At 50.1% G+C, this 18,877-nt stretch carries 14 protein-coding genes and 3 pseudogenes; 6 read left to right on the forward strand and 11 right to left on the reverse strand.

Going from position 1 to position 18,877, the window contains the following annotated elements:
• Positions 1 to 1,512 precede the first annotated feature (1,512 nt).
• Entirely contained in the window at positions 1,513 to 1,953 is a 441-nt protein-coding gene (locus K3T83_RS43620; protein ID WP_220209419.1) for a hypothetical protein, read from the forward strand.
• A 9-nt stretch (positions 1,954 to 1,962) separates the two neighbouring features.
• Positions 1,963 to 2,259 (forward strand): hypothetical protein, encoded by a 297-nt coding sequence (locus tag K3T83_RS43625; protein ID WP_220209420.1) that lies wholly within the window; start codon positions 1,963 to 1,965, stop codon positions 2,257 to 2,259.
• Between the two features lie 827 nt (positions 2,260 to 3,086).
• On the opposite strand, the pseudogene K3T83_RS58230 reads toward K3T83_RS43625, so the two are convergent.
• The 4 genes and pseudogenes from K3T83_RS58230 to K3T83_RS58235 form a co-directional block, all read right to left on the reverse strand.
• Positions 3,087 to 3,458 (reverse strand): annotated as a pseudogene (locus tag K3T83_RS58230) (transposase); the annotation flags it as partial.
• A gap of 37 nt (positions 3,459 to 3,495) precedes the next feature.
• A complete protein-coding gene (locus K3T83_RS43635; protein WP_444544570.1) occupies positions 3,496 to 5,124 on the reverse strand; it encodes an ISL3 family transposase in 1,629 nt (542 codons plus the stop codon).
• Between the two features lie 259 nt (positions 5,125 to 5,383).
• Positions 5,384 to 6,555, reverse strand: a pseudogene (locus tag K3T83_RS43640) (IS3 family transposase).
• Positions 6,556 to 6,606: 51 nt separating this feature from the next.
• Entirely contained in the window at positions 6,607 to 6,966 is a 360-nt protein-coding gene (locus K3T83_RS58235; protein ID WP_373324682.1) for a transposase family protein, read from the reverse strand.
• Positions 6,967 to 7,220: 254 nt separating this feature from the next.
• Here K3T83_RS58235 and K3T83_RS43650 point away from each other — a divergent pair.
• Positions 7,221 to 7,415, forward strand: a pseudogene (locus K3T83_RS43650) (Hsp70 family protein); the annotation flags it as partial.
• A 115-nt stretch (positions 7,416 to 7,530) separates the two neighbouring features.
• Here the strand turns inward: K3T83_RS43650 and fxsT are convergent.
• From fxsT to K3T83_RS43670, 4 genes are all read right to left on the reverse strand, one after another.
• Entirely contained in the window at positions 7,531 to 10,047 is a 2,517-nt protein-coding gene (fxsT, locus tag K3T83_RS43655; RefSeq protein WP_220209424.1) for an FxSxx-COOH system tetratricopeptide repeat protein, read from the reverse strand.
• Positions 10,048 to 10,165: 118 nt separating this feature from the next.
• Positions 10,166 to 10,747, reverse strand: coding sequence for a hypothetical protein (locus K3T83_RS43660; RefSeq protein ID WP_220209425.1), 582 nt, complete (start codon positions 10,745 to 10,747; stop codon positions 10,166 to 10,168).
• 61 nt (positions 10,748 to 10,808) lie between these two features.
• Positions 10,809 to 11,249, reverse strand: a complete 441-nt coding sequence (locus tag K3T83_RS43665) for a hypothetical protein (RefSeq protein WP_220209426.1) — start codon at positions 11,247 to 11,249, stop codon at positions 10,809 to 10,811.
• Positions 11,250 to 11,552: 303 nt separating this feature from the next.
• Positions 11,553 to 11,696 carry a hypothetical protein gene (locus K3T83_RS43670; protein ID WP_220209427.1) on the reverse strand — a complete coding sequence of 48 codons (144 nt, stop codon included), beginning with the start codon at positions 11,694 to 11,696 and terminating at the stop codon, positions 11,553 to 11,555.
• 273 nt (positions 11,697 to 11,969) lie between these two features.
• Here K3T83_RS43670 and K3T83_RS43675 point away from each other — a divergent pair, with 273 nt between their 5' ends.
• On the forward strand, positions 11,970 to 12,467 hold the full coding sequence (locus K3T83_RS43675) for a pentapeptide repeat-containing protein (RefSeq protein WP_220209428.1): 498 nt from the start codon (positions 11,970 to 11,972) through the stop codon (positions 12,465 to 12,467).
• A 178-nt stretch (positions 12,468 to 12,645) separates the two neighbouring features.
• On the opposite strand, the gene K3T83_RS43680 is transcribed toward K3T83_RS43675, so the two are convergent.
• From K3T83_RS43680 to K3T83_RS43690, 3 genes are all read right to left on the reverse strand, one after another.
• Entirely contained in the window at positions 12,646 to 12,804 is a 159-nt protein-coding gene (locus K3T83_RS43680) for a hypothetical protein (protein ID WP_220209429.1), read from the reverse strand.
• 452 nt (positions 12,805 to 13,256) lie between these two features.
• Positions 13,257 to 14,516 (reverse strand): beta-ketoacyl-[acyl-carrier-protein] synthase family protein, encoded by a 1,260-nt coding sequence (locus tag K3T83_RS43685; RefSeq protein WP_220209430.1) that lies wholly within the window; start codon positions 14,514 to 14,516, stop codon positions 13,257 to 13,259.
• Positions 14,513 to 15,802, reverse strand: a complete 1,290-nt coding sequence (locus tag K3T83_RS43690) for a beta-ketoacyl-[acyl-carrier-protein] synthase family protein (protein ID WP_220209431.1) — start codon at positions 15,800 to 15,802, stop codon at positions 14,513 to 14,515. The genes K3T83_RS43685 and K3T83_RS43690 overlap by 4 nt, the downstream gene beginning before the upstream one ends.
• Positions 15,803 to 16,789: 987 nt before the next feature.
• On the opposite strand from K3T83_RS43690, the gene K3T83_RS43695 reads away from it, so the two are divergent.
• Both K3T83_RS43695 and K3T83_RS43700 read left to right on the forward strand, forming a co-directional pair.
• Positions 16,790 to 17,266 (forward strand): hypothetical protein, encoded by a 477-nt coding sequence (locus tag K3T83_RS43695; protein WP_505912370.1) that lies wholly within the window; start codon positions 16,790 to 16,792, stop codon positions 17,264 to 17,266.
• A gap of 162 nt (positions 17,267 to 17,428) precedes the next feature.
• Entirely contained in the window at positions 17,429 to 18,484 is a 1,056-nt protein-coding gene (locus tag K3T83_RS43700; RefSeq protein WP_220209433.1) for a hypothetical protein, read from the forward strand.
• Positions 18,485 to 18,877: the final 393 nt, after the last annotated feature.

The raw sequence follows: 18,877 nt of genomic DNA on the forward strand, positions 1-18,877 counted from the left end.
TCGCAATATGGAATGGAGGGCGGCTATCAACCTCTAAGGTATCATTATGAAGAACATGATAACCTGGATGATAAAATCACAATCCTATGCAACCATAACCTTATTACAAGGATTTGGGATAACACCAATGTTAAAAGATACAATTTTACAGAAGACCTAGTAGATTATCTCATTCGGATCGGTTGATCCTACTTTCATTGAAACATAGGTACTGGATAAAGTAATGCATGATACACTGAACTTACTACTATCGTTACCCACACAAAGCTGCTTTACTATTGCCTGTTGGCTCCATACAAAATATTAGCGCTCTCATAGCGGGAAAACGCAGAATGCCATAGATTATATGTCCTTTGATGTACGGATAGCAAGGAGCCTAGAATCGTTCACGAAAGGCGACCACTGCTGCTCGATGTGGGAAGCCGAGAGCGGCAAGCGCAGACGCACCTGTTCGGGCGCGGCTGGTCGATCATCACCTCTTCTCCTGCCTTTCTCTTTCTTCTCTTATCATACAGAAGAAGAGAACGCTTCGGCAAATTTTGAAAATTTCAAAATTTGCCGAAGTGCTTGGGGCAAGAGGCGTGTTGGGTGGTCTCAACACGGTGAGGAGAACATGATCAGCGTTGGTCATGCGTCCAAAGTTACAATTATTTTAACTTTGCTCTGCACAACAAACCGTTTCCCGATGAGCACTGAGGGATGAGCCATGTGTGCTGCCGCTGCTTGTGGTATGCGCCTTCACCAGAGAGTCATGTGAAGACCCCAATCGGACGCAATGTTTGCGCAAGCCGAATCCTTCTCACGTTTTGGTACACGTACTCCTTTTCTTTACGGCAAGCACCCACTATACTTTTAAGGAGATCCGCATCACATGGGACGTGCAGAGATAACTGAAGGGGTGGGTCGTGTGTGCTTCGAGCGCACGTGCCACTCCTCTCCCTCATCTTACTGTCAAGAGGGCGTCATGTCATACGGTTGTATAAAAGCTAAACGACAAAGAGGAGTGAGCATGGGCATACAGCTATCGATTCATCTTGTTTCCACCCAGCCCAGGGGAGGTCTCTCTCTCTCCAATGTAGTAGGTGCTGGGCAACCTGCTCCACTCCAGCCACGTCCTGTGTCAATTCCCGTCCCTGCGAGCGATTCACGATTGATCCATACGTGAGGGCTACGCCATCGGACTGTGCTCTTTCTTCTCTGAGAAATGACTTCTCACAAATGGAGAGACGTTTCTCTTTGTTTTGGGCAATTCATGTCTTCTCAAGCAGAAGAACGAGCCACTCTCCTGGCACTCGTGGAAAAGCTCTGTTGCTGGACAAGAGATCTGGGAGATATCGTGTGAGAAGCGTTCTGCATCCCGAAAAGAGAGCGAAGGGCATAATGCCTGCAAAGCGAGCAGGAGATCATCTTTAGAAACCGAAGTTGGAGAAGCTCTTCCGCTCACGTGCTTAGGAAAGCAAGCACAGATTACACCATGATGAAAGAACACACTGAAAAGGGAGGTATCATGACATGCAGCAAGACACATTCCCCCTTAGCATCGCTCCATCGCACAGGAGCTTCGCCACTCAAGAGAGGCACAATGGGAAGAAGAAGCCCTACGAGGCATTCGACACGGCAGACAAGCCATGCCCGTACACAGAATTCCGTTGCGTCTCCCAGCCCTCACAGTCTCCACAATCCCGGTTCTTCCTGGGGGCCGTGTTTCGTATCGATGAGGACACCGCTTTGACCCTTCTGTACAGCTTTCTGGCTGTTGAGATCAGAGGAAGAAACTTGAAAGCCGTCCGACAGGCCGTGCAGAATGGCTGTTGTTCGTTTCTCCAGGAGTTTGACGAAGCGACCTTTCATTTACCGCACAGTGACGAGCCTGTGATTGAATCTCTCCACTTTCTTACTGGTCAAAAACTTGATGGCATTCTCTCCGCGTACAAAGCGGGGGCGTCATCGTAGGAGAGCGCTATGGGTGATGATCTCTTTGTATGGCTTGACCCGCTGTTTGCTTTCATTGATCCACTCGTTGGGCTGACCAAGGAGGATGTTTCCCTGTTTCTTGCCCAGAGTGATACTGTTCTGGCATCCCCGCAAGGGGGCGCGAGGCTACCAATGGCGACCCTGCGTCCCTTGACTGAGGAAACCTATAAGGAGATGTGCATGTTGCGCTACAAACACCATCTGGGACAGATAACGTTCCTAGAATTGCTGGAGCAGTACGAGGAGATCTTAGGCATCTCTTCCCACTCCATATCAGAACAATGAATCGCTCGCACGTGCATGGAAACTGTATCTGTGCGGTCGCTGTTTTCGTGGGACCGGGTGAATGTTACATTCACAGGTATCTCGTTCTTTAAGATACGTTGTCGAGGGATTAGCGGGAGAAAATGCGCCAATCTCTGGTGGGAGTCCGAACAATATGAGAGGAGGAGATGAGGAGCCTCGTTGGGCTCGCTTTCCCTCTGCTGTGATGGATGAGCGTGAAGTGAGACCTGCTGAAAGGAGAAAGAGACAAGTCGGAGTGTCGAACGAGAAGCGAGGCCTCTTTTCGGCAGAAGGAAAGTGGATGTGAAGCTGCGAACCGGTGGAGGCAGCGTGAGCGGAAAGGAGGGCCGCTCTCAGTGAAGCGAGCAAATGAAGAGGAATAACCTGTTCCTCTTGTAGCAGGCTTTGTCACAGGGAGCATCGTCAAGGCGACCAAGGTGACAAGGGCTGAAAAAAGATCAAGTCCCTGTTTGTTATTCGTATAGCCATAGAATGCATCAACAAATTTGGGTCGTTATACACAAGCGTTCTTATCCACTTATGAGTTATATGGTTATCTCTGTAGTCACAAGTAAGGAAGAGGAATCTAAGGAGCGCTCCCCATCGCTGCCCACGTGTTCTCGACGCGTCACTAGCCCTCTTGCGCGACTTCCTACCTGCTGCAAGCACGTGGCGAGAAGTGGTCTGTGACCTTGACCCGTTTTCGTAGAGCCTCCAACGATTTGGAGCTGAGAGGATGGAAGACGTTTTGACGTGACGTCACGTTGACGTTGCTATTCTACCAGAGTAAATATACTACGTCAAACAGTACGTCATGTACGCTGATCTCAAATTTGCTCGTATATGAGCGGACTTACATAGCCGAGAGTGGAATGTCGTCTTTGCCGATTATAGTAGACTTCCAAGTACACAAAGAGCGAGCGTCTAGCTTGCTCTTGAGACGAATAAATGCTGCTGCCCATGCATTCCTCTTTAAGTGAACCGAAGAAGGATTCCATCGCTGCGTTATCCCAACAATTGCCTTTCCGAGACATACTTACTACCATTCCCATTTGCTCAAGTTGTCGGCGATAGGCCCGGCTCGTGTATTGGCACCCTCGATCACTGTGATGCAGCAGCCCCGCTTTGGGGCGGCGTCGGAGCACAGCCATCTTCAATGCGTTTGCTACCAACTCTTCATCACAACAGGTTGACCTTGACCCGTTTTTGTGGATCTCCCGCAACTTTCGTGCTCGGTTAGGCAGCTTGTAAAAATCGTTGGTGTAACAAGGCAAACTTTTCACGGCCATACATGCTGCGCTTGACGTATTTAAGTTTATTGACCTGCCCTTCAACAGGTCCATTACTGTAAGAAAATTGAAGAGCGCCTTTCATCGCAGAATATTCTCTTTTCAAGCCTTCAGCAAAGGTCTGCAGATCAGGGACCTTGCTCTTCTCACATGCTTGTAGCCAGTTATCCAAGAGATCAGCTTGTTGTTCTCGTACCATCTCGAAAAACCGTTGTACCAGTTCATAAGTGGTATTGAGAGCTTCTACCTCACGAAGAAAGGCAAGCTTCTGTTGTTCTTGCACATTGAGACTGCCAGGATCACGTAACAGCAGCCAAGTGAGATGTCGAGGAGACTCTAATGGCTCAACCACCAGAGACAGGCTCTCTCCTTGTGCTGTTTCCATCATCTCTTCTGTCGAGAAAACCACTCCTTGTTCTGCCTGCACAACATCGAAGAATGCCTGACGTTTAGCTATTTCCTGTTGCGAAGAGTTGCGTCCCGGTTTCTCCAGATACTCTCGCAGCCAGGTGTTGACCACTTTGTATCCATGAGTAAATCCTTGTTGGCAAATCTCCTGCCAGAGCAAGCTGGCATTCTCACATCCTTCCTGCACACGTTGTTCTAGATACGGAAGGTACGGCTCCAGTCGAACGATGCGCCGACTTCTGTGAGCCGATCGTTCTGGGAAGGCTCCCGCGTAGACGAATTTGCGGACGGTCGTTGGACTCATCTGGAGTTGCTGCGCAATGGCGGCAATACTATTGCCTTGTCGGTAAAGTTCCACCACCTCTTCATACCATGCTTGACGCCGTAAGCGAGCTACCTGGGAAGCGGCAATTTCGCTGCTACTACGCTTTTTCTTGTACCGCGCACGAACAATGACTCCAGCGTCTTTTTGGCGCTGCTTCAAGCTGGCATGATTTCGGTTGACAATGCGCTGGACTACTTCGCGGACATTTTTGAGCACGTGCCACCGATCGAGCACTTGTTGGGCCTGTGGAGCGCCTTCTGTTGCCCCGCGCATATATTCACTGGATCGATCTCGACTGATAAATTCGATGCCGGGATGCTCTACCAGCCACTGGGAAAGGGTTTCAGCCGTGCGCTCGGGGAGCAGATCGATTGGACGATGCGTGGACAGATCAACGATGATCGTGCCATACGTTTGCCCACGGCGGAGCGCAAAATCATCCACGCCAATGGCCTTGGGTGTCTTTGTAATGGGCAGTTGGCCGCCTTTGACCAGCCGTAAAAGGGTATCAGGACTAGTGAGTATTCCAGCATCTAAGAGCAGACGAGCCCCTGCTTCCCCGCTCAGAGCGAGAGAGAAGGCATACAGGAGCCGAGTCAGCCTCACCGTTCGCTGGGCTGAGACTGCAACCAGTTCCGGCAACCGTTCCACAAACGTCTGACGAGGACAGTCTTCATTCTGACAGCGAAAGCGCCTGACGGAGAGTTGGAGGTGTACTGAGAGACCACTACTCGGGAGATCATAAGGTGAACGCATGTAAGAGCTATGAAGACGCTTGCTCGTCTTCCCACAAGAAGGACAAATGGCAGTTTGACTAGTAGAGACAGCAGTAATGGTCAGCATGCCCTCAATATGAGTGGTTTGCTGGATCTCAAAACCTGGAAGCAGAAAGGGAATATGGGACAAGATAACCACCTTGAAGCAATGTTTGATCGAAAATGTTCCTCTATCTTTTTTACGAATCAGGGTTGTATTGGAAGCACGAAAGTTGCGGGAGATCCGTTTTTGTAGAGTCTCCACTGATTTGGAGCTGAGAGGATGGAAGACGTTTCTACGTCACGTCACGTTAACGTTTCTATTCTATCCTAGTAAATATATTACGTCAAATGTTTCGTTTCGTTTGCTGATTTCCGAGTTGCTCATACATGAGCGGACTTACATAGCCGAGAGTGGAATGGCGTCTTTGCCGGTTATAGTAGATTTCCAGATACTCGAAAAGCGCTTGCCGAGCCTGTTCATGGGATGAATAGACGTCACTCCCCATGCATTCCTCTTTGAGAGAACCGAAGAAGGACTCCATCGCCGCATTATCCCAGCAATTGCCTTTGCGCGACATGCTGGCCATGATCCCAGATTGCTCTAACCTCAGACGATAAGCTCGTGAAGTATATTGGCTGCCTCGATCACTGTGATGCAGCAGTCCCGCTTTGGGGCGGCGTCGGAGCACAGCCATCTTCAAAGCATTTTCTACCAGTTCTTCATCACAACAGCCCGACATGGACCATCCCACCACAGCCCGCGAATACAGGTCCAAGATGACAGCAAGGTAGAGCCAACCTTGCATCGTAGGAATATACGTGATATCTGTTGTCCATTTGGTGTTCGGTTCTATTGCTGTAAACTCACGATTTAAGACATTGGGAGCAACTGGATGAGAAGTATCTCTCCTGGTAGTGAGCACGCGGTGCCGTTTGCGCCTAGCACTTATTCCTGCCTCACGCATGAGTCGGGCCACTCGTTTGCGAGAGATTCTTCGCCCCTGGTCCTTCAATTCAACATGGATGCGTGGACTCCCATATCTGCCTCGATGGGTCACAAAGACCTGCCAAACCTCTTGAATCAGCTGAGCATCTTCTCGTTGGCGCTGACAGGTGGAACGCTTGCGCCAGGCATAAAAGCCGCTTTCCGAGATTCCAAGCACTTGACACATGACCACGATGGGAAATTCTTGCTTGTGTTGTTCGATGAACTGATATTTTATTTGGATTCCCGCGAAAAGATGCTCACTGATTTTTTTAATATATCCCGCTCCTGCTGGACCCTTTCGAGTTCGCGTTTGAGGCGGCGATTTTCCTCTTCTAACGGCGTTTGATGTCCACTCCCTGGAAACGCATCTTTCCCGTGATGAGTCAATTCCTTGCGCCATTGGTGAATCGAGGTGTCCGAGATACCCAGCTCGCGGGCGACTTGCGTGATGGGCTTGCCACTGGTTTGAGCAAGCCGCACAGCCTCCTCTTTGAACTCTCGCGTGTAGGTTTTTTGAACTTTTGCCATGCTGATCCCTTTCCTTCTTTGATAAAGTATATCTCAGCTTTGTTGACTCTATCAATTCGGGGTAGGATCATAGCAAACAATTTGAGGACGGTTCGTAGTCGTTTCGCCTGCCTTCCATAACGTGGAACTACTTCTGGCAAGGGTTCCACAAACGTTTGCTGCCGACAGGTGAGATTCTGGCAGCGAAACTTGTAAAAACAAGCGAACTGTTTGTCCGCTAATAGGCAGATCGGCAGGGCAACGAGTGTAATAGCTATGAATCCGGTGGGACTCTTGTCCACAGGTGGGACAGCATGCTGTTGGAGCGGTAGCGCAAGCTGTAATAGTGAGGATGGTCTCGCTATCGGAGATCTCTTGCACCTCAACGCCAGGTAAAGAAAAAGGAAGCATAAGAAAAAAGGAGAACTCCATTTCAGTGAGTGTTTATCGAGCATTTTGCTCTTCTCCTTTTTCTACGAACCAGGATTGCAAAATCCCTGGCACGAAAAGTGGCGATGAACCAAATTTCTGGTTCTCCGTCATCTTCTGTGCAGGATGAGCTTATGAGAACTTTCTCTCTTTCGCCGTCCGCTTCCAGAGCAGATCCGTTTTTTTCAGCATACTGTTGATGAGATTTTTGCACAGAAGATGACGGAGAACCAAATTTCTGGGTCCAGTATAGTATTTTGCCAGCACCACGAGGTGTACCACAAATCGAAGTAACTTTTGATATAGATCTCAATGGCATCTTCACTATCGTTGTCAAGGACAAAGGTACTGGGAGAGAACAAGGGAGACAAATAGGATTATATACGCAACACGCATTATCCCATGATTTTCCACCGCTTATTGAAGAAATCAGAATGAAATTAGAAGAAAACCAAAAAACGCGTTCATTCTCTGCTTATCCGCATTATGAGATTGAGGAGAAAAAAAGAAAGTTCAAGATAGGTAAAGGTATCAAAAGTTGGCTCTTACAAATGGAGTCAAGGTCATTTATGGATTCTTGCCTGCCTCCCGTTGCTTCAATGCTTGTTGCAGCTCATCCAGATGCTTTAACGTACTCAGTGTCGTGGGATGGTCAGGACCGAACAATTTTTCCCTGTGAGCAAGAACCTGTTTGTAAAGGGTTTCTGCTTGCTCATACTTGCCCTGATCCTGATAGAGAAGCGCTAAGTTGTTCAAACTCATAGTCGTGTTAGGGTGATCCGGTCCAAGTGTATGTTCTCCGTAGAGGATTTCAGCCTGCTCATAGATCCGCAAGGCGCGTTGGAAAAGTGATTCAGCCTGCTCGTACTTACCCTGATCTTGATAGAGCCTTGCTAAGTTGTTCAAGCTCATAGCAGTATTCAAGTGAGTTGGGCCAAGTGCCTGTTCGTAGATGTGCAAGGCAAGCCGGAAGAGTGGTTCAGCCTGCTCGTACTTACCCTGATCTTGGTAGAGAAGCGCCAGATTGTTCAGCCCCATAGCGGTGTTGGGGTGATCCGGCCCAAGTGTCTGCTCATAGAGATGTAAAGCTCGTTGGAGAAGCGATCTGGCTTGCTCGTACTTGCTCTGATCCTGGTAGAGAAGCGCCAGGTTGTTCAAAATGGTAGCGGTATCAAGATGATCCAGGCCAAATGTGTGTTCGTAGATCAGCAAGGCACGCTGGAAGAGTGACTCGGCCTGCTCATACTTGCCTTGGTCCTGGTAGAGCAGGGCCAGATTGTTCAAGCCACTGGCTGTGTTGGGATGATCAGGAGCAAGTGCGTGTTCCTTGATGTGAATAGCTCTTTGGTAGAGGAGATCAGCTTGCTCATATCTACCACGAGCATAGTAGGGACCTGCCAAGTTTTTCGTGCTTGTGGTGGGATCGAGGTGGTCGAGGATAAGCAGGTGTTCATAGGTGTATAAAGCGCGTTGGAGGAGTGATTCGGCTTCAGCGTATTGAGCGCGATCATTTAAGTACCTCCCTGTTGTATGGAGAAGCCATGCTCCTTCAATAGATTCTATCTGCCACTGCTTGATCAGTTCTGCGCAGACAAGAGCATGTGGCAGATAGCGTTGACATTGCGGCCATGTCGTCGGCTCCACCACAGGAAAAACATAACTGACGGTTTGTATGGCCCACTCTGCCCAGTGGCGTTGCTCATCCTGACTCATCGTACTCTTGAGAACCGCCTGCACCAGCCGATGCATAGAGAGGGTATGATGATCAGGACTCCGTCGTATCAGTGAAAACCGGCTGAGTTCTCCAACGACTTCACGCAGCAACGTTGGGTCGTGGGCAAGTGGTTGCAGTGCGGGACCAAGCTTGATGGCTCCTTTCACAATCATGTCCTCGGGAATATCATCGGGTGCAAGAAAAGCACAGAAACGCAGCAGTGAAGAAGCTAAAGCATTGTTCTGCTCAACTTTCTCGAACGAGAGGGACCAACTCGTTGCTACCGGGTCTGGATGATCGCTTCCATATCTTCCTCGCCGCCGTAACAAATCGGCTTGCCTGTGCTCAAAAGCTTCCAGATATTCGGCGAGCGTGCATGCATTCTCCTCAATGTATGCTCCTGCTTGATCCAGTGCCAGTGGCAGTCCCCCCATCATCAGGACAATATTTCTCGCTTGCTCTCGTTCCTGCTGGTTGGCTTGGTCAAGGGAGGCATCGCGAGCAAGTAATTTGGTTCGCCGCAATAACATAACGGCTCCCTCTTCAATGTCCATCTCTTTCACTTCAATGCTTCTGGCAAGCGGTCCCGCTGCCTGCTCGCGGGTGGTGAGGAGAATATGACCGGTCCCCGTTGTGGGCAAAAAGGTGTAAGCCATATTCAAATCATCGGCGTTATCCAGGATGAGAAGCCAAAGATCGTGTTCAGCCAACCAGCCTTTGACGCGTTCAATGACCCTGGCTTGTTCTGGCTCTCCTGACTCTGGCAACTTCAAGAGAGCAGCAATGGTCACATAATCGGCGATGAACGTCTCGCGGCTGGCTGCATTCACCCAGAAAACATAGCGATACTCCTGGCGATGACGATAGGCATACTCTACTGCACACTGCGTTTTTCCTACACCACCAAGCCCATTGATCGTTTGCGGTTGAGCCAATGCAGTGGTCTTCCCTGATGTGAGATTGTCGTAGATCTGCTTGAGCAAGCTTTCTCGTCCTGTGAAAAAGGGAGATTGGTGATACGGAACATTCCATACCTCAGGGGAGTGTTTCTTTTGTTTGTCAATCTCTCGCAGTGAGGAGGCCATTGGTGGAGTTTCTGTTTGCGGTGGCGACGAAGAGTGTTTTTCTTCAGAGAAGTCTTTGTGCCATCGCAGTAAAAAACCATATAGCGGGGCAATAATGGCAATTAAGGCTCCAATAGTGCCTACTGCCGTAGACAACAGACTGAGCCCCCAGAGCTGCCAGAGCCAATAGCTCACCAGCACAACAACAATCGTCAAAACAGCAATGGCTCCATAGATCAAGATAGAAAGCCGGACTCGTCTGTTTTTAGATTGAGGTTGTTGCGATGCCATTTGTTGCTTGCTCATGCTGGTTGCCTTGCGTCTTAGATTAAGAAATATTTTCTGTAAAATGATGCAGGAAGTATGCAAAATACCCTTCACAGGACAAAATAGAATTGATACCTCAGCATCTCATGCAAATCACTTACACAGGTAAAGGGGAAAATGGCAGCGCACCATAGTGCTTGTACTTTGCGTGATTATCCACGTAGGTCAACAGCCTATCAATAGGATCCAGACGTATCCAACCTCTACGCTTTTTCCAAGATTGAGATAATGGTCGGTATCTTTTTGGATAAAGACGCTGCCGTTCTGCATTAACCATATCCTCAATTGGAACGGCAGGTTGTGGTATGTACGAGCGATCCATATCTGCAATAAGACTAAAATGTTCGGGAACTGCATGATAATATGCATAATGTCCTTTTTCCCCTTTTACAAAATGGTGTTTTGCAAAGGGAAAAGTCGCTCTTGCTACGCTTAATGGTCTTTTATCGCCTATGTAAAAGACAAGGGAGCAGCAAAATTGTCCTCCTACTCGTGTCACACCTAGAATGACTATGTCTGATGGATGATTACATTTCTGGATATACCTCCCAGTAATCATGTTCATATGACAAAAGCTTAATATGTAGGGATTGTGCCATATAAATGGATCATATTGGAAATAATCAGTAGCGTAGCCTTGAACCTTCCTATGAAAGTGGAACAAAAGATACCCACGCATAATTAGGCCCTCCCTCGCTTGAAAAATAAGTCTCCACTACAGATCACCAGCCAAGAAATGACTATACCGTTTGTGGTATCCCACAGATACTCTCCTCATGTGGGAGGTTGGACTTCTGGTTCACCAACAGCATATCGTTTGGGCTTTGGTTCCCCGACGCGTCTTTGCGCTTCGGTGGAGGCTTTGGGATGAGACTTTCAGCATCCATCTGTCTTGCTGCTGTCTCGCCGTCCCGTGCCTCTACTTCCACACTCTTCTTGAGCCGCCCACGTTTGGGAGGTGCAGGTGCAGCTTCTCCTCCTGATTCAGCCTGGGACACACTTCCTTGTTCCGTAGGGGTGGCAGGCGTCTTCGTTTCGCTCTTCTTGCGCGATCTCGTCTTTTTGACTGGCGGCGATGCCTCCTCTGGTGTGGGAGCAGGCTGTCCATAGACCCCGACCACGACGGCGAGCCGTTTCCCTGTTTGCTCCCCTTGTGACGATCCTGTCACTTCATCACCCATTGATCCTGCTCACTCCTTCGTTCCGGCACAGGGTATTCCATTCCCCTTCTGAAGTTGTTTGCCTGAAGCACTCGGCTTCCAGAGAAACGCCCTTCCTTCTTGATGTTGCCTAGTATACTACATCAATAGAGGATTCGCATATACTGGGATACTCATAGTCATAGACGAAGAGATGTCACGCTTCCCAAACGGCAACAAGCGCGTGCAGGGCATGAAGATGAATCGAGAGCATCGTGTTTCCTAGAGCAGCAGTGGTTCACCTCTTCCCGCTCTTGCCACGCCTCTTGCTTCTTGCCCCCGATTTCAAGGCACTTGCAACACAATACTCCGTTTTATTTTCTCGCTCGCAGTGGAAACGGCTGGAGGATGAATCTCGATCTGATGACGCTGGGCCAGCAGACTCCCATCGAGGGGAGCGAAGAACAGGAGGCCACATAGGAAGTCCATGATCGACCTCATTCCACCCTGATGCATCTTGGGGTGATCCATCCGACAGCGAGCAAGTGCCATCGTCGCCCATGCAAAACATCCACGAATTGCAAACTCACCTCAAGGAACTGCTTGCCATGGAGCAGAAAGAGGCTCTGGGAGTGGAACCTCCTCTTTCCCGGCTTCGAGAGGCTGCCAACGCTCATACTTTAGCAACTCAGGCCCTCCCAGCTTGCCTTGCAGCGAAGGTGCCAGTATACTACGGGCATATATGCTGCAAGGAGGGAACCGATGGGCAATCAGGAGCATGTTGATCGACTCAGGGAGGGAATCACGTCGTGGAACCGCTGGCGAAGGCGAGATCGGGATGTACGCCCTGATCTGAGTCATGCCGATTTGATCCAAGCCAATCTGAGCCATGCCGATTTGATCCAAGCCAATCTGAGCCATGCCAATCTGCGCGAGGCCAACTTGGAGAGTGCCGACCTGCTCGCCGCCAACTTGCGCTGTATAGATCTGTTGAGAGCGAACCTGAGCCATGCTAACCTGTATAAAGCCAATCTGAGCCATGCCAATCTGCTCAGTGCGAACCTGAGCAAGGCAGATCTGCGCTATGCCTCACTTCTTGAAGCAGCCTTGCAGGGGGCCGACCTGACAGGAACCTTTGTTTTCGCTACCAACTTCCAGGGGGCTGACCTACGGAATATCCCCTGGCTGCTCATCATGGAACTCACACTCCAACAGGGCACAAACTTCGCTAGCATCCAGTGGGACCGCCCACCTGACTAAACAAGCAGGCTCTCACAACAGAGGGCCTGCACCATTCATCTGGCTCTTGTTGCTTCCCTCGCTCTGCTTCTTGGACATACTCATCCATCCATGCGTCACACGCATACATCAGCTCGCCAGCACGCACCATCACGGTAGCGGCCCGTTGGCTCTAGCAGGCGGAGCGGAGCGCTCCTTCTTATCTGCGCCTCCGACGCTTGCGTGCAGGTATCTGCCCTTCCACCTTGATCGTGCTTTTTGAAGTCTCCTGGGTTGCGGTCGTCAGATACCAGGTACGATACTTGAGGGCCAATTTGAGTGCAGCATCGGTCTGGGGAAGATCGGCGGCTTCGATCACAGCAACTTGCCGTCGATCTCAGTAGCCAATAACCTGAAATCTGTACATTCGCCTCAATTCTGCACATCGGAACAAACTTTCCTGAAAAAGCTGCTCCTCATCGAGGGTGAAGCAGAACGTGTCAGACATGGAACTGCTTGTGACCTCAACAACCAAAGCGAAGTAATCCGCTCTCGTCGTCGGGAAGTCATCAAAGACTCCATCCCTCGTCGTGACAATCATGTCTAGTGCCTGGAATTCTGGATCTCCCGCAGAAATCGTACTCAGCCATTGACATGTTCTGCCATGAAATGTGCCCTGAAGAGGAACATACGTGTATTCCTCTTCAGATACGGCTTGCTCATAAGGACCGCCCTTCGTTCCCTTCTTACGAGAGTTCCGCGTTCATTATTTGTATTGTTGAGCATCATTTCTGCGGAGAACCATCAAACCGGGGGAAGATCAACGAGAGATCATTGCTCAGGTTTGCTTATCAGCAGATTGCCATGCATTCCTCCTAATCCACTGGCAAAGATCAGCGCATGGTGGAGAGGAGATGCGGCGCGTTTCCCGATGCTCGCCTTCTCAGAAGAAGAGCGTATGTCATCAGTGAGAGGAAGCATCTGGCGATCACAGGCCAACACTGCAATGGCGACATCGGTTGCTGTGGCAGCCCCTTGCAAGTGGCCCAGGATCGTCTTAGGCATGAGCATGGGAAGAGGACGGTCAAAAATCTTCTTGACAGCAGCCTCTTCTGCGCTATCCTCTTCTGGCAGAGCGGGACCGGCAGGCAAGAGGAGATCAACAGCTTCCGGGTGAATATCGGCCTGTGCTAAACACGCACGAATGGCCCGTATACGTCCCATTTCTAGCTGTTTGCTTGCTTCACCGAGAGGAGACGGGTCTGTGCCTCTCCTCCATCCACGAATCTCAGCCAGGATAGGAACTCCTCGCTGCTTGGCATGCTTGCGCTCTTCCAGGACAAGAAAGGTACTCCCTTCGCCAATCAGCATCCGGGAGTGGTGGTGAGCTGAGAGGTGAGCGGCCTGAGCTGCGTTCTCGCGCTGAGTCGTTGGTTGCAACATCTGAGCCGAGTGATACGCCGCCCATACCAGAGGGGTGAGTGGAGCTTCCGTTCCACCAGCAATGACGATTTCTGCATCTCCCCGCACTATCGCTTTGGCCCCTTCTATCAGCGCATGCGCACCACTGGCCCGTTCAGAGACAAATGTGCGCATGCGTCCTTGCACTCCAAAGAAGATGCCGATGTGCCCTTGAGGACCAGCCGGGAAGCTCGCCGTCATGCCATACCGATTCAGTGTCTCCACTCCTTGTGTCCACATCTTTTGCATTTCGCGCTCGGCATAGGTCCATCCTGCTGCGATGGAGGCGACGGTGAGGGAGACACGTTCTGGGGAGACAGGTGAGTTTGCTGCTCGAAAATCGCCTGGCAACTTCGCCATATCAAGAGCATCAAGCACAGCAACTAAGGCCATTTGAGAGCAGCGATCCGTTTGTTCGAGCAGCGAGTCCGTCAGCACACGTGGCTCACTGAAGACAGGCACCTGACCAGCTACCTGACAGGCAAAGCCGGATGGATCAAAATACGTTTCCGGGTCAATGGGAGCAAGGTAGCTGTGACCGGAAGAGATGCCTTTCCAGAGGGCATCCGTTCCTCTTCCCGCCGGGGTTAGTGTTCCAATTCCGGTGATAGCAACGCTTCGTTGGCTCATACAGACCTCTCTGCTTTTTGCATGACTAACGTGGCGTGGGTGCCAGAAAATCCACTAGTGATGACGAGCGCATTTGTTCCAGTAAAGGGGCGAGCATGATTGGGGACATAATCGAGATCGCAGAGGGGATCAGGCTCTTCGTAGTTGATGGTTGGATGGATCATTCCTCTTGTCAGGCTGAGTGTAGCGACTATCGCCCCAAAGAAACCTGCCGCTGAGAGACCATGACCAAGCTCTGATTTGGTTGAACTCAGAGGAACCTCATAGGCATGGTGTCCAAGCGCACCTTTGATGGCACGCGTCTCTGTTTGATCGTTCTGGTTTGTTGAACTGGCGTGAGGGTTGATATAATGGATTGCTTCTGGAGTGATTCCGGCCTCGTTCATCGCCTGGTGAATTGCTCTGGTTAAGTGTGGAGAGGTGGTTGGCTTGAGGCTAATCATATGAGTTGCATTGCTGGTCAGGCCAAAGCCGGTAATTTCGGCGTAAATAGGCGCTCCACGAGCAATAGCGTGGTCTCGCTCCTCAAGGAGAAAGGCTCCCGCCCCTTCCCCCATCACAAAGCCGCTTCGCATCTTATCAAATGGGCGTGAAGCGCGGTGTGGTTGATCGTTGAAGCCCCGGGCTAGGCAACGAATAATGTCACAGCCCCCATACCGCGTTGGAGACATGGGAGCTTCGCTGGCGACGGCAAGCATGAGGGTCGCCTCATCATCTTGTATCATTTCATAGGCATGTCCAATGACATCTACCCCGCTCGCACAAGCTGCGGTGATGGTGTCACATGGTCCATGCACCTCTAAGAGGTGCGCCAGCATCATTGCCGGTGTATGGTAGAGCCAGTCAAGATAGAATGCAGGTGGGATCTTCTCTGGATCAAGCGCCTGGGTTCCATTGTGCGTTGCCAGACAATAGCTTGCCTCAGTCGTATGTGCAGCTCCTATCGCGGTGGTAAAGGCGATGCCCCAATTATCACGCATGATTGCTGATGCTCCCTCAAGCTGTGCATCATGGACAGCTTGTAATGCTGCACTCACTGCAAACTGCACGCAACGATCACGTTGACGGATCGGCTCAGGCAACTGCTGCGCTTCATCGAACTGCTCCACTTCTGCAATGACCTGAGAGGCAAACTCACTCCCAAGATGCTCGAAGAGGTCACTGTGCGTGATATCCTTGAGCGACTTGACGCCAGAACGCCCAGCAACCAGTCCCTCCCAAAAATCGTCCACCGTGTTGCCAAGCGGACTCACGACACCCATACCTGTGATAACGACGCGGCGCATTGGTTTTTCTCTTTCTCCTGGCTCCAACCAGGCTCGCCTTGTGCTTCGGTCTCTAGTCTTCGACGGTGAGAGCATTCTACAAGGGACGTTACAACTGGTTATGTGGTACGAGAGAAACAGCGACGCACAAAGGTCATACCAACATGTCTACTCTACGGCAGGTAGACAGGACGTACGACGAAGCTACAGAAAAACGTCCTACGTTGACACACGCTCTTCCAGGAAAGAAGCCAGCGTTTCTCAAAAAAGGAGAGAAGAGAAAAGAGGATTTCATCTGCATATGATCCGTTTCGGTCGAAAAATATTCCTTTTCCTGATTTATTACCGCAACGGCTTGCGTTCTGCTTTCCCCCTCTCCAAGTATACCCATAGACGAGCTTTAAAGTCAATTGCTCAAACACTGCTCAGGAGACGCCTCCTGGAGTAAAACTATAGAAATTATGTCATTTTGTATCATTGTTTTTTATGCCAGGAGAGCAGCTTCCTCCTGGCATGAAATGGTGCCTTTTCCTGGTCAAAACATGCTCTTTGCTACATTGAATGCTTGCTCGACTGCTAGTGAAAATGGTTCTTCTGTGCGAGTGAAAAGCTCTAAATTCCTTCGTGAGAATAAACTTGTTATAGTGTATTCTGAGAACAAGCGAGAGTGAACACAGTATCTCAGCAGTATTTTTTTAATATAATCTTTATAGATGTTTGTCTCTTTCCTCTGTTATTATAAAGGCAGAATCGTTGCTAAACCTATTCAAGTGCAACTACAGACACGCTCTAGAGTACAGTTATCTACAGTTCTCAATGAAAAGATGACGAGATTGTTGTCATTGGTGAAATCTTCTCGATAGCAAGAGATACGGCGAGGATTCCTCAATAGCAACAAGAGACGTGAGAGGGGAAATGGAGACTGTGACTGTACTCTCTTTGTGAAATTTTCTCTATCACCATCTTTTGAATGGAGAGCGAGGAGTGTACACGCTCGATCTGAAAACAATGCGGCAAATCATGCAAAAGCATAAACAAACGGGACATCTCCACACTGATCTGCCGTCAGGAGTTCCTGGCCTACGCGGTCCTTGCCACGTCGATATCATGCTGGAAGCTGGAGCTGTGGTCTCCTGTACGATTAAGAGTCTTCGCGGTGTTCTTCTCACAGGAGACAAAGCGTATCAGGAACTAGCGCGTCTGGGACGACTCCACTGGACCTTTGTTCCATCAGTGTCTCCTGTTGGGCGTCCTGGCTTTGCTTCCCAGACGATGGGAAGACACACGACGCCTCGCCCACGCAGGGCGATGGTGGTGGAGCAATGGCAGATGCAATCCTGGCAACGTTTGCATACATTGGTCTATGGATTAGTCGATGGGGCAAGAAGCGCGGCAGAAATAGCGGATGTGCTCATGGTCCCTTCTGAAACTATCGAAGGCATTCTGCGTGATTTACAGGCGATGAAGGTAATTATAATGGAATAGCACCGAAAACGGGGAGAGCGACAGGAAGAGGGGAGAAGATCCGGTCTTTGCAAGAACAGGAATATGCATTGATCCTCTTCTTCTCTTTGTCTTTCTGCCTTCTTCATGAGATGGCACCTCTCTCTAGCAGTGAAAAATATGTTTCAATACAGAGGTTCAAGTATGAATAACATGCCCACTTTTCCTGGGGAGGTTTCACAAGAAGAGCCACAAGCCGCTTCTTCTTTCCCTTCCCGGGAAATGAGCGACGAAGGGATCGCTCGACTGCTTCACGTGTGGTATCGGATGACCTCCCCTCCTGAGCCAGGGGAGTCGGCATCGTTTGAAGAGCGGGAGGTATTTCGTCGTGGACGAACTGGCAGTCAGATTAGTATTGTCCTGTTCATTCTGGTCTTCATTTCCTATCCGGCGGCCTTTGCTGGATCGAACTCGTTGCTGGCGATGATCCTGACTATCGATCTCTTTATCCTCGCATTGGCACTGTTCCTCAATCACCTGGGAAGATGCAATCTGGCGGGAATCCTGGTGGTCCTTGCGTTCACTGCAAGCCCTACTGTCAATATTATCACGACTCCAGGGGGAGTGAACACGAGCGCTCTCCCTATTTTTGGCCTTCTGGTGTTTCCATTAATGTGCGCGGTTTCCTTTCTGCCGTCATGGTGGGTGTTTGTGATTGCTACGGGAAATTGCCTTTTTGCATTCTCTGTCTTGAGGTTTTTGCCGAGTTCAGGAGAGTTACACGAAGTCCTCAAAGTCGCCTTTCCTGGTATCGTCACTCCAATTGTGCTCAGCCAGGTCATTGTCTCACTAGTGGCTTTTCTGTGGGTGCATGGAGCGACACAAGCGCTGCTTCGAGCAGAGCGTGCCGAAGAGATTGCCAAACTCGAACATGATTTGGTGCTCCAGAATGCAGAAACGGTTGCGGAACAAAAGCAGCAGTTAGATCTGAGCATTCAAAGTATTGTGGAAACCCATGCACGCGTGGCAAATGGAGACTTCAATGCACGTGTTCCTCTGACCCAAGAGAATGCACTGTGGCAGATCTCAGGCTCTCTTAATAACTTGCTGTCTCGTCTCCAGCGCTTGCGGCAAGAAGCCGAAGAGATACAACACATGCAAAGAGCGCTGAAAGAGGCAAGAGAAGAGGTTGCTCTGTTGAGACGACTTGTTGGCAAGGAAGCTCCCTCAAACGAAGCAGGTTGGAACCGTATCGAGTAACACAGACGTGCTGTCTCTCGCATTGCTATGCCATTGGGTGGGTCATGTTCTCGGCATTGAGAGGAGGCGTGCATGGTTGTTTCTCCTCGTTGTGTCCATAAACAGCTTTCTATCATTTCATGGGCGTAATGAACGAGGTGTCTATCGAGATGGGTCGTATCGTTGCCCCACAGTGGTCTTGGCCTATGTTCGTGGAGTGGCCTGCCCGACGCAGGGAGCGCACGAGACAGGATAGCTCGTGGTGGACACTGGCACAGGAGGTCACTCCAGAAAAAAACAGCAGGAAGAGCACAGAGAGAGCAAACCGATCAGCACGAAGCAAGAGGAATGCTCAGGATGGCTCACTCCCGCTGGAAGATCACGCAAGAGATTGCTGAAGCGTGGAGCAACAAA

It is taken from the genome of Reticulibacter mediterranei (assembly GCF_016587455.1).

Excerpts from the sequence above, each read along its gene's own strand:
- K3T83_RS43675 (WP_220209428.1), top strand. The coding sequence starts at position 11,970 with ATGGGCAATCAGGAGCATGTTGATCGACTCAGGGAGGGAATCACGTCG.
- K3T83_RS43660 (WP_220209425.1), bottom strand. The coding sequence starts at position 10,747 with ATGCGTGGGTATCTTTTGTTCCACTTTCATAGGAAGGTTCAAGGCTAC.
- fxsT (WP_220209424.1), bottom strand. The coding sequence starts at position 10,047 with ATGAGCAAGCAACAAATGGCATCGCAACAACCTCAATCTAAAAACAGA.
- K3T83_RS43685 (WP_220209430.1), bottom strand. The coding sequence starts at position 14,516 with ATGAGCCAACGAAGCGTTGCTATCACCGGAATTGGAACACTAACCCCG.
- K3T83_RS43665 (WP_220209426.1), bottom strand. The coding sequence starts at position 11,249 with ATGGGTGATGAAGTGACAGGATCGTCACAAGGGGAGCAAACAGGGAAA.
- K3T83_RS43670 (WP_220209427.1), bottom strand. The coding sequence starts at position 11,696 with ATGGACTTCCTATGTGGCCTCCTGTTCTTCGCTCCCCTCGATGGGAGT.
- K3T83_RS43620 (WP_220209419.1), top strand. The coding sequence starts at position 1,513 with ATGCAGCAAGACACATTCCCCCTTAGCATCGCTCCATCGCACAGGAGC.
- K3T83_RS58235 (WP_373324682.1), bottom strand. The coding sequence starts at position 6,966 with ATGGAGTTCTCCTTTTTTCTTATGCTTCCTTTTTCTTTACCTGGCGTT.
- K3T83_RS43695 (WP_505912370.1), top strand. The coding sequence starts at position 16,790 with ATGCGGCAAATCATGCAAAAGCATAAACAAACGGGACATCTCCACACT.
- K3T83_RS43625 (WP_220209420.1), top strand. The coding sequence starts at position 1,963 with ATGGGTGATGATCTCTTTGTATGGCTTGACCCGCTGTTTGCTTTCATT.
- K3T83_RS43700 (WP_220209433.1), top strand. The coding sequence starts at position 17,429 with ATGAATAACATGCCCACTTTTCCTGGGGAGGTTTCACAAGAAGAGCCA.
- K3T83_RS43690 (WP_220209431.1), bottom strand. The coding sequence starts at position 15,802 with ATGCGCCGCGTCGTTATCACAGGTATGGGTGTCGTGAGTCCGCTTGGC.
- K3T83_RS43635 (WP_444544570.1), bottom strand. The coding sequence starts at position 5,124 with ATGCTGACCATTACTGCTGTCTCTACTAGTCAAACTGCCATTTGTCCT.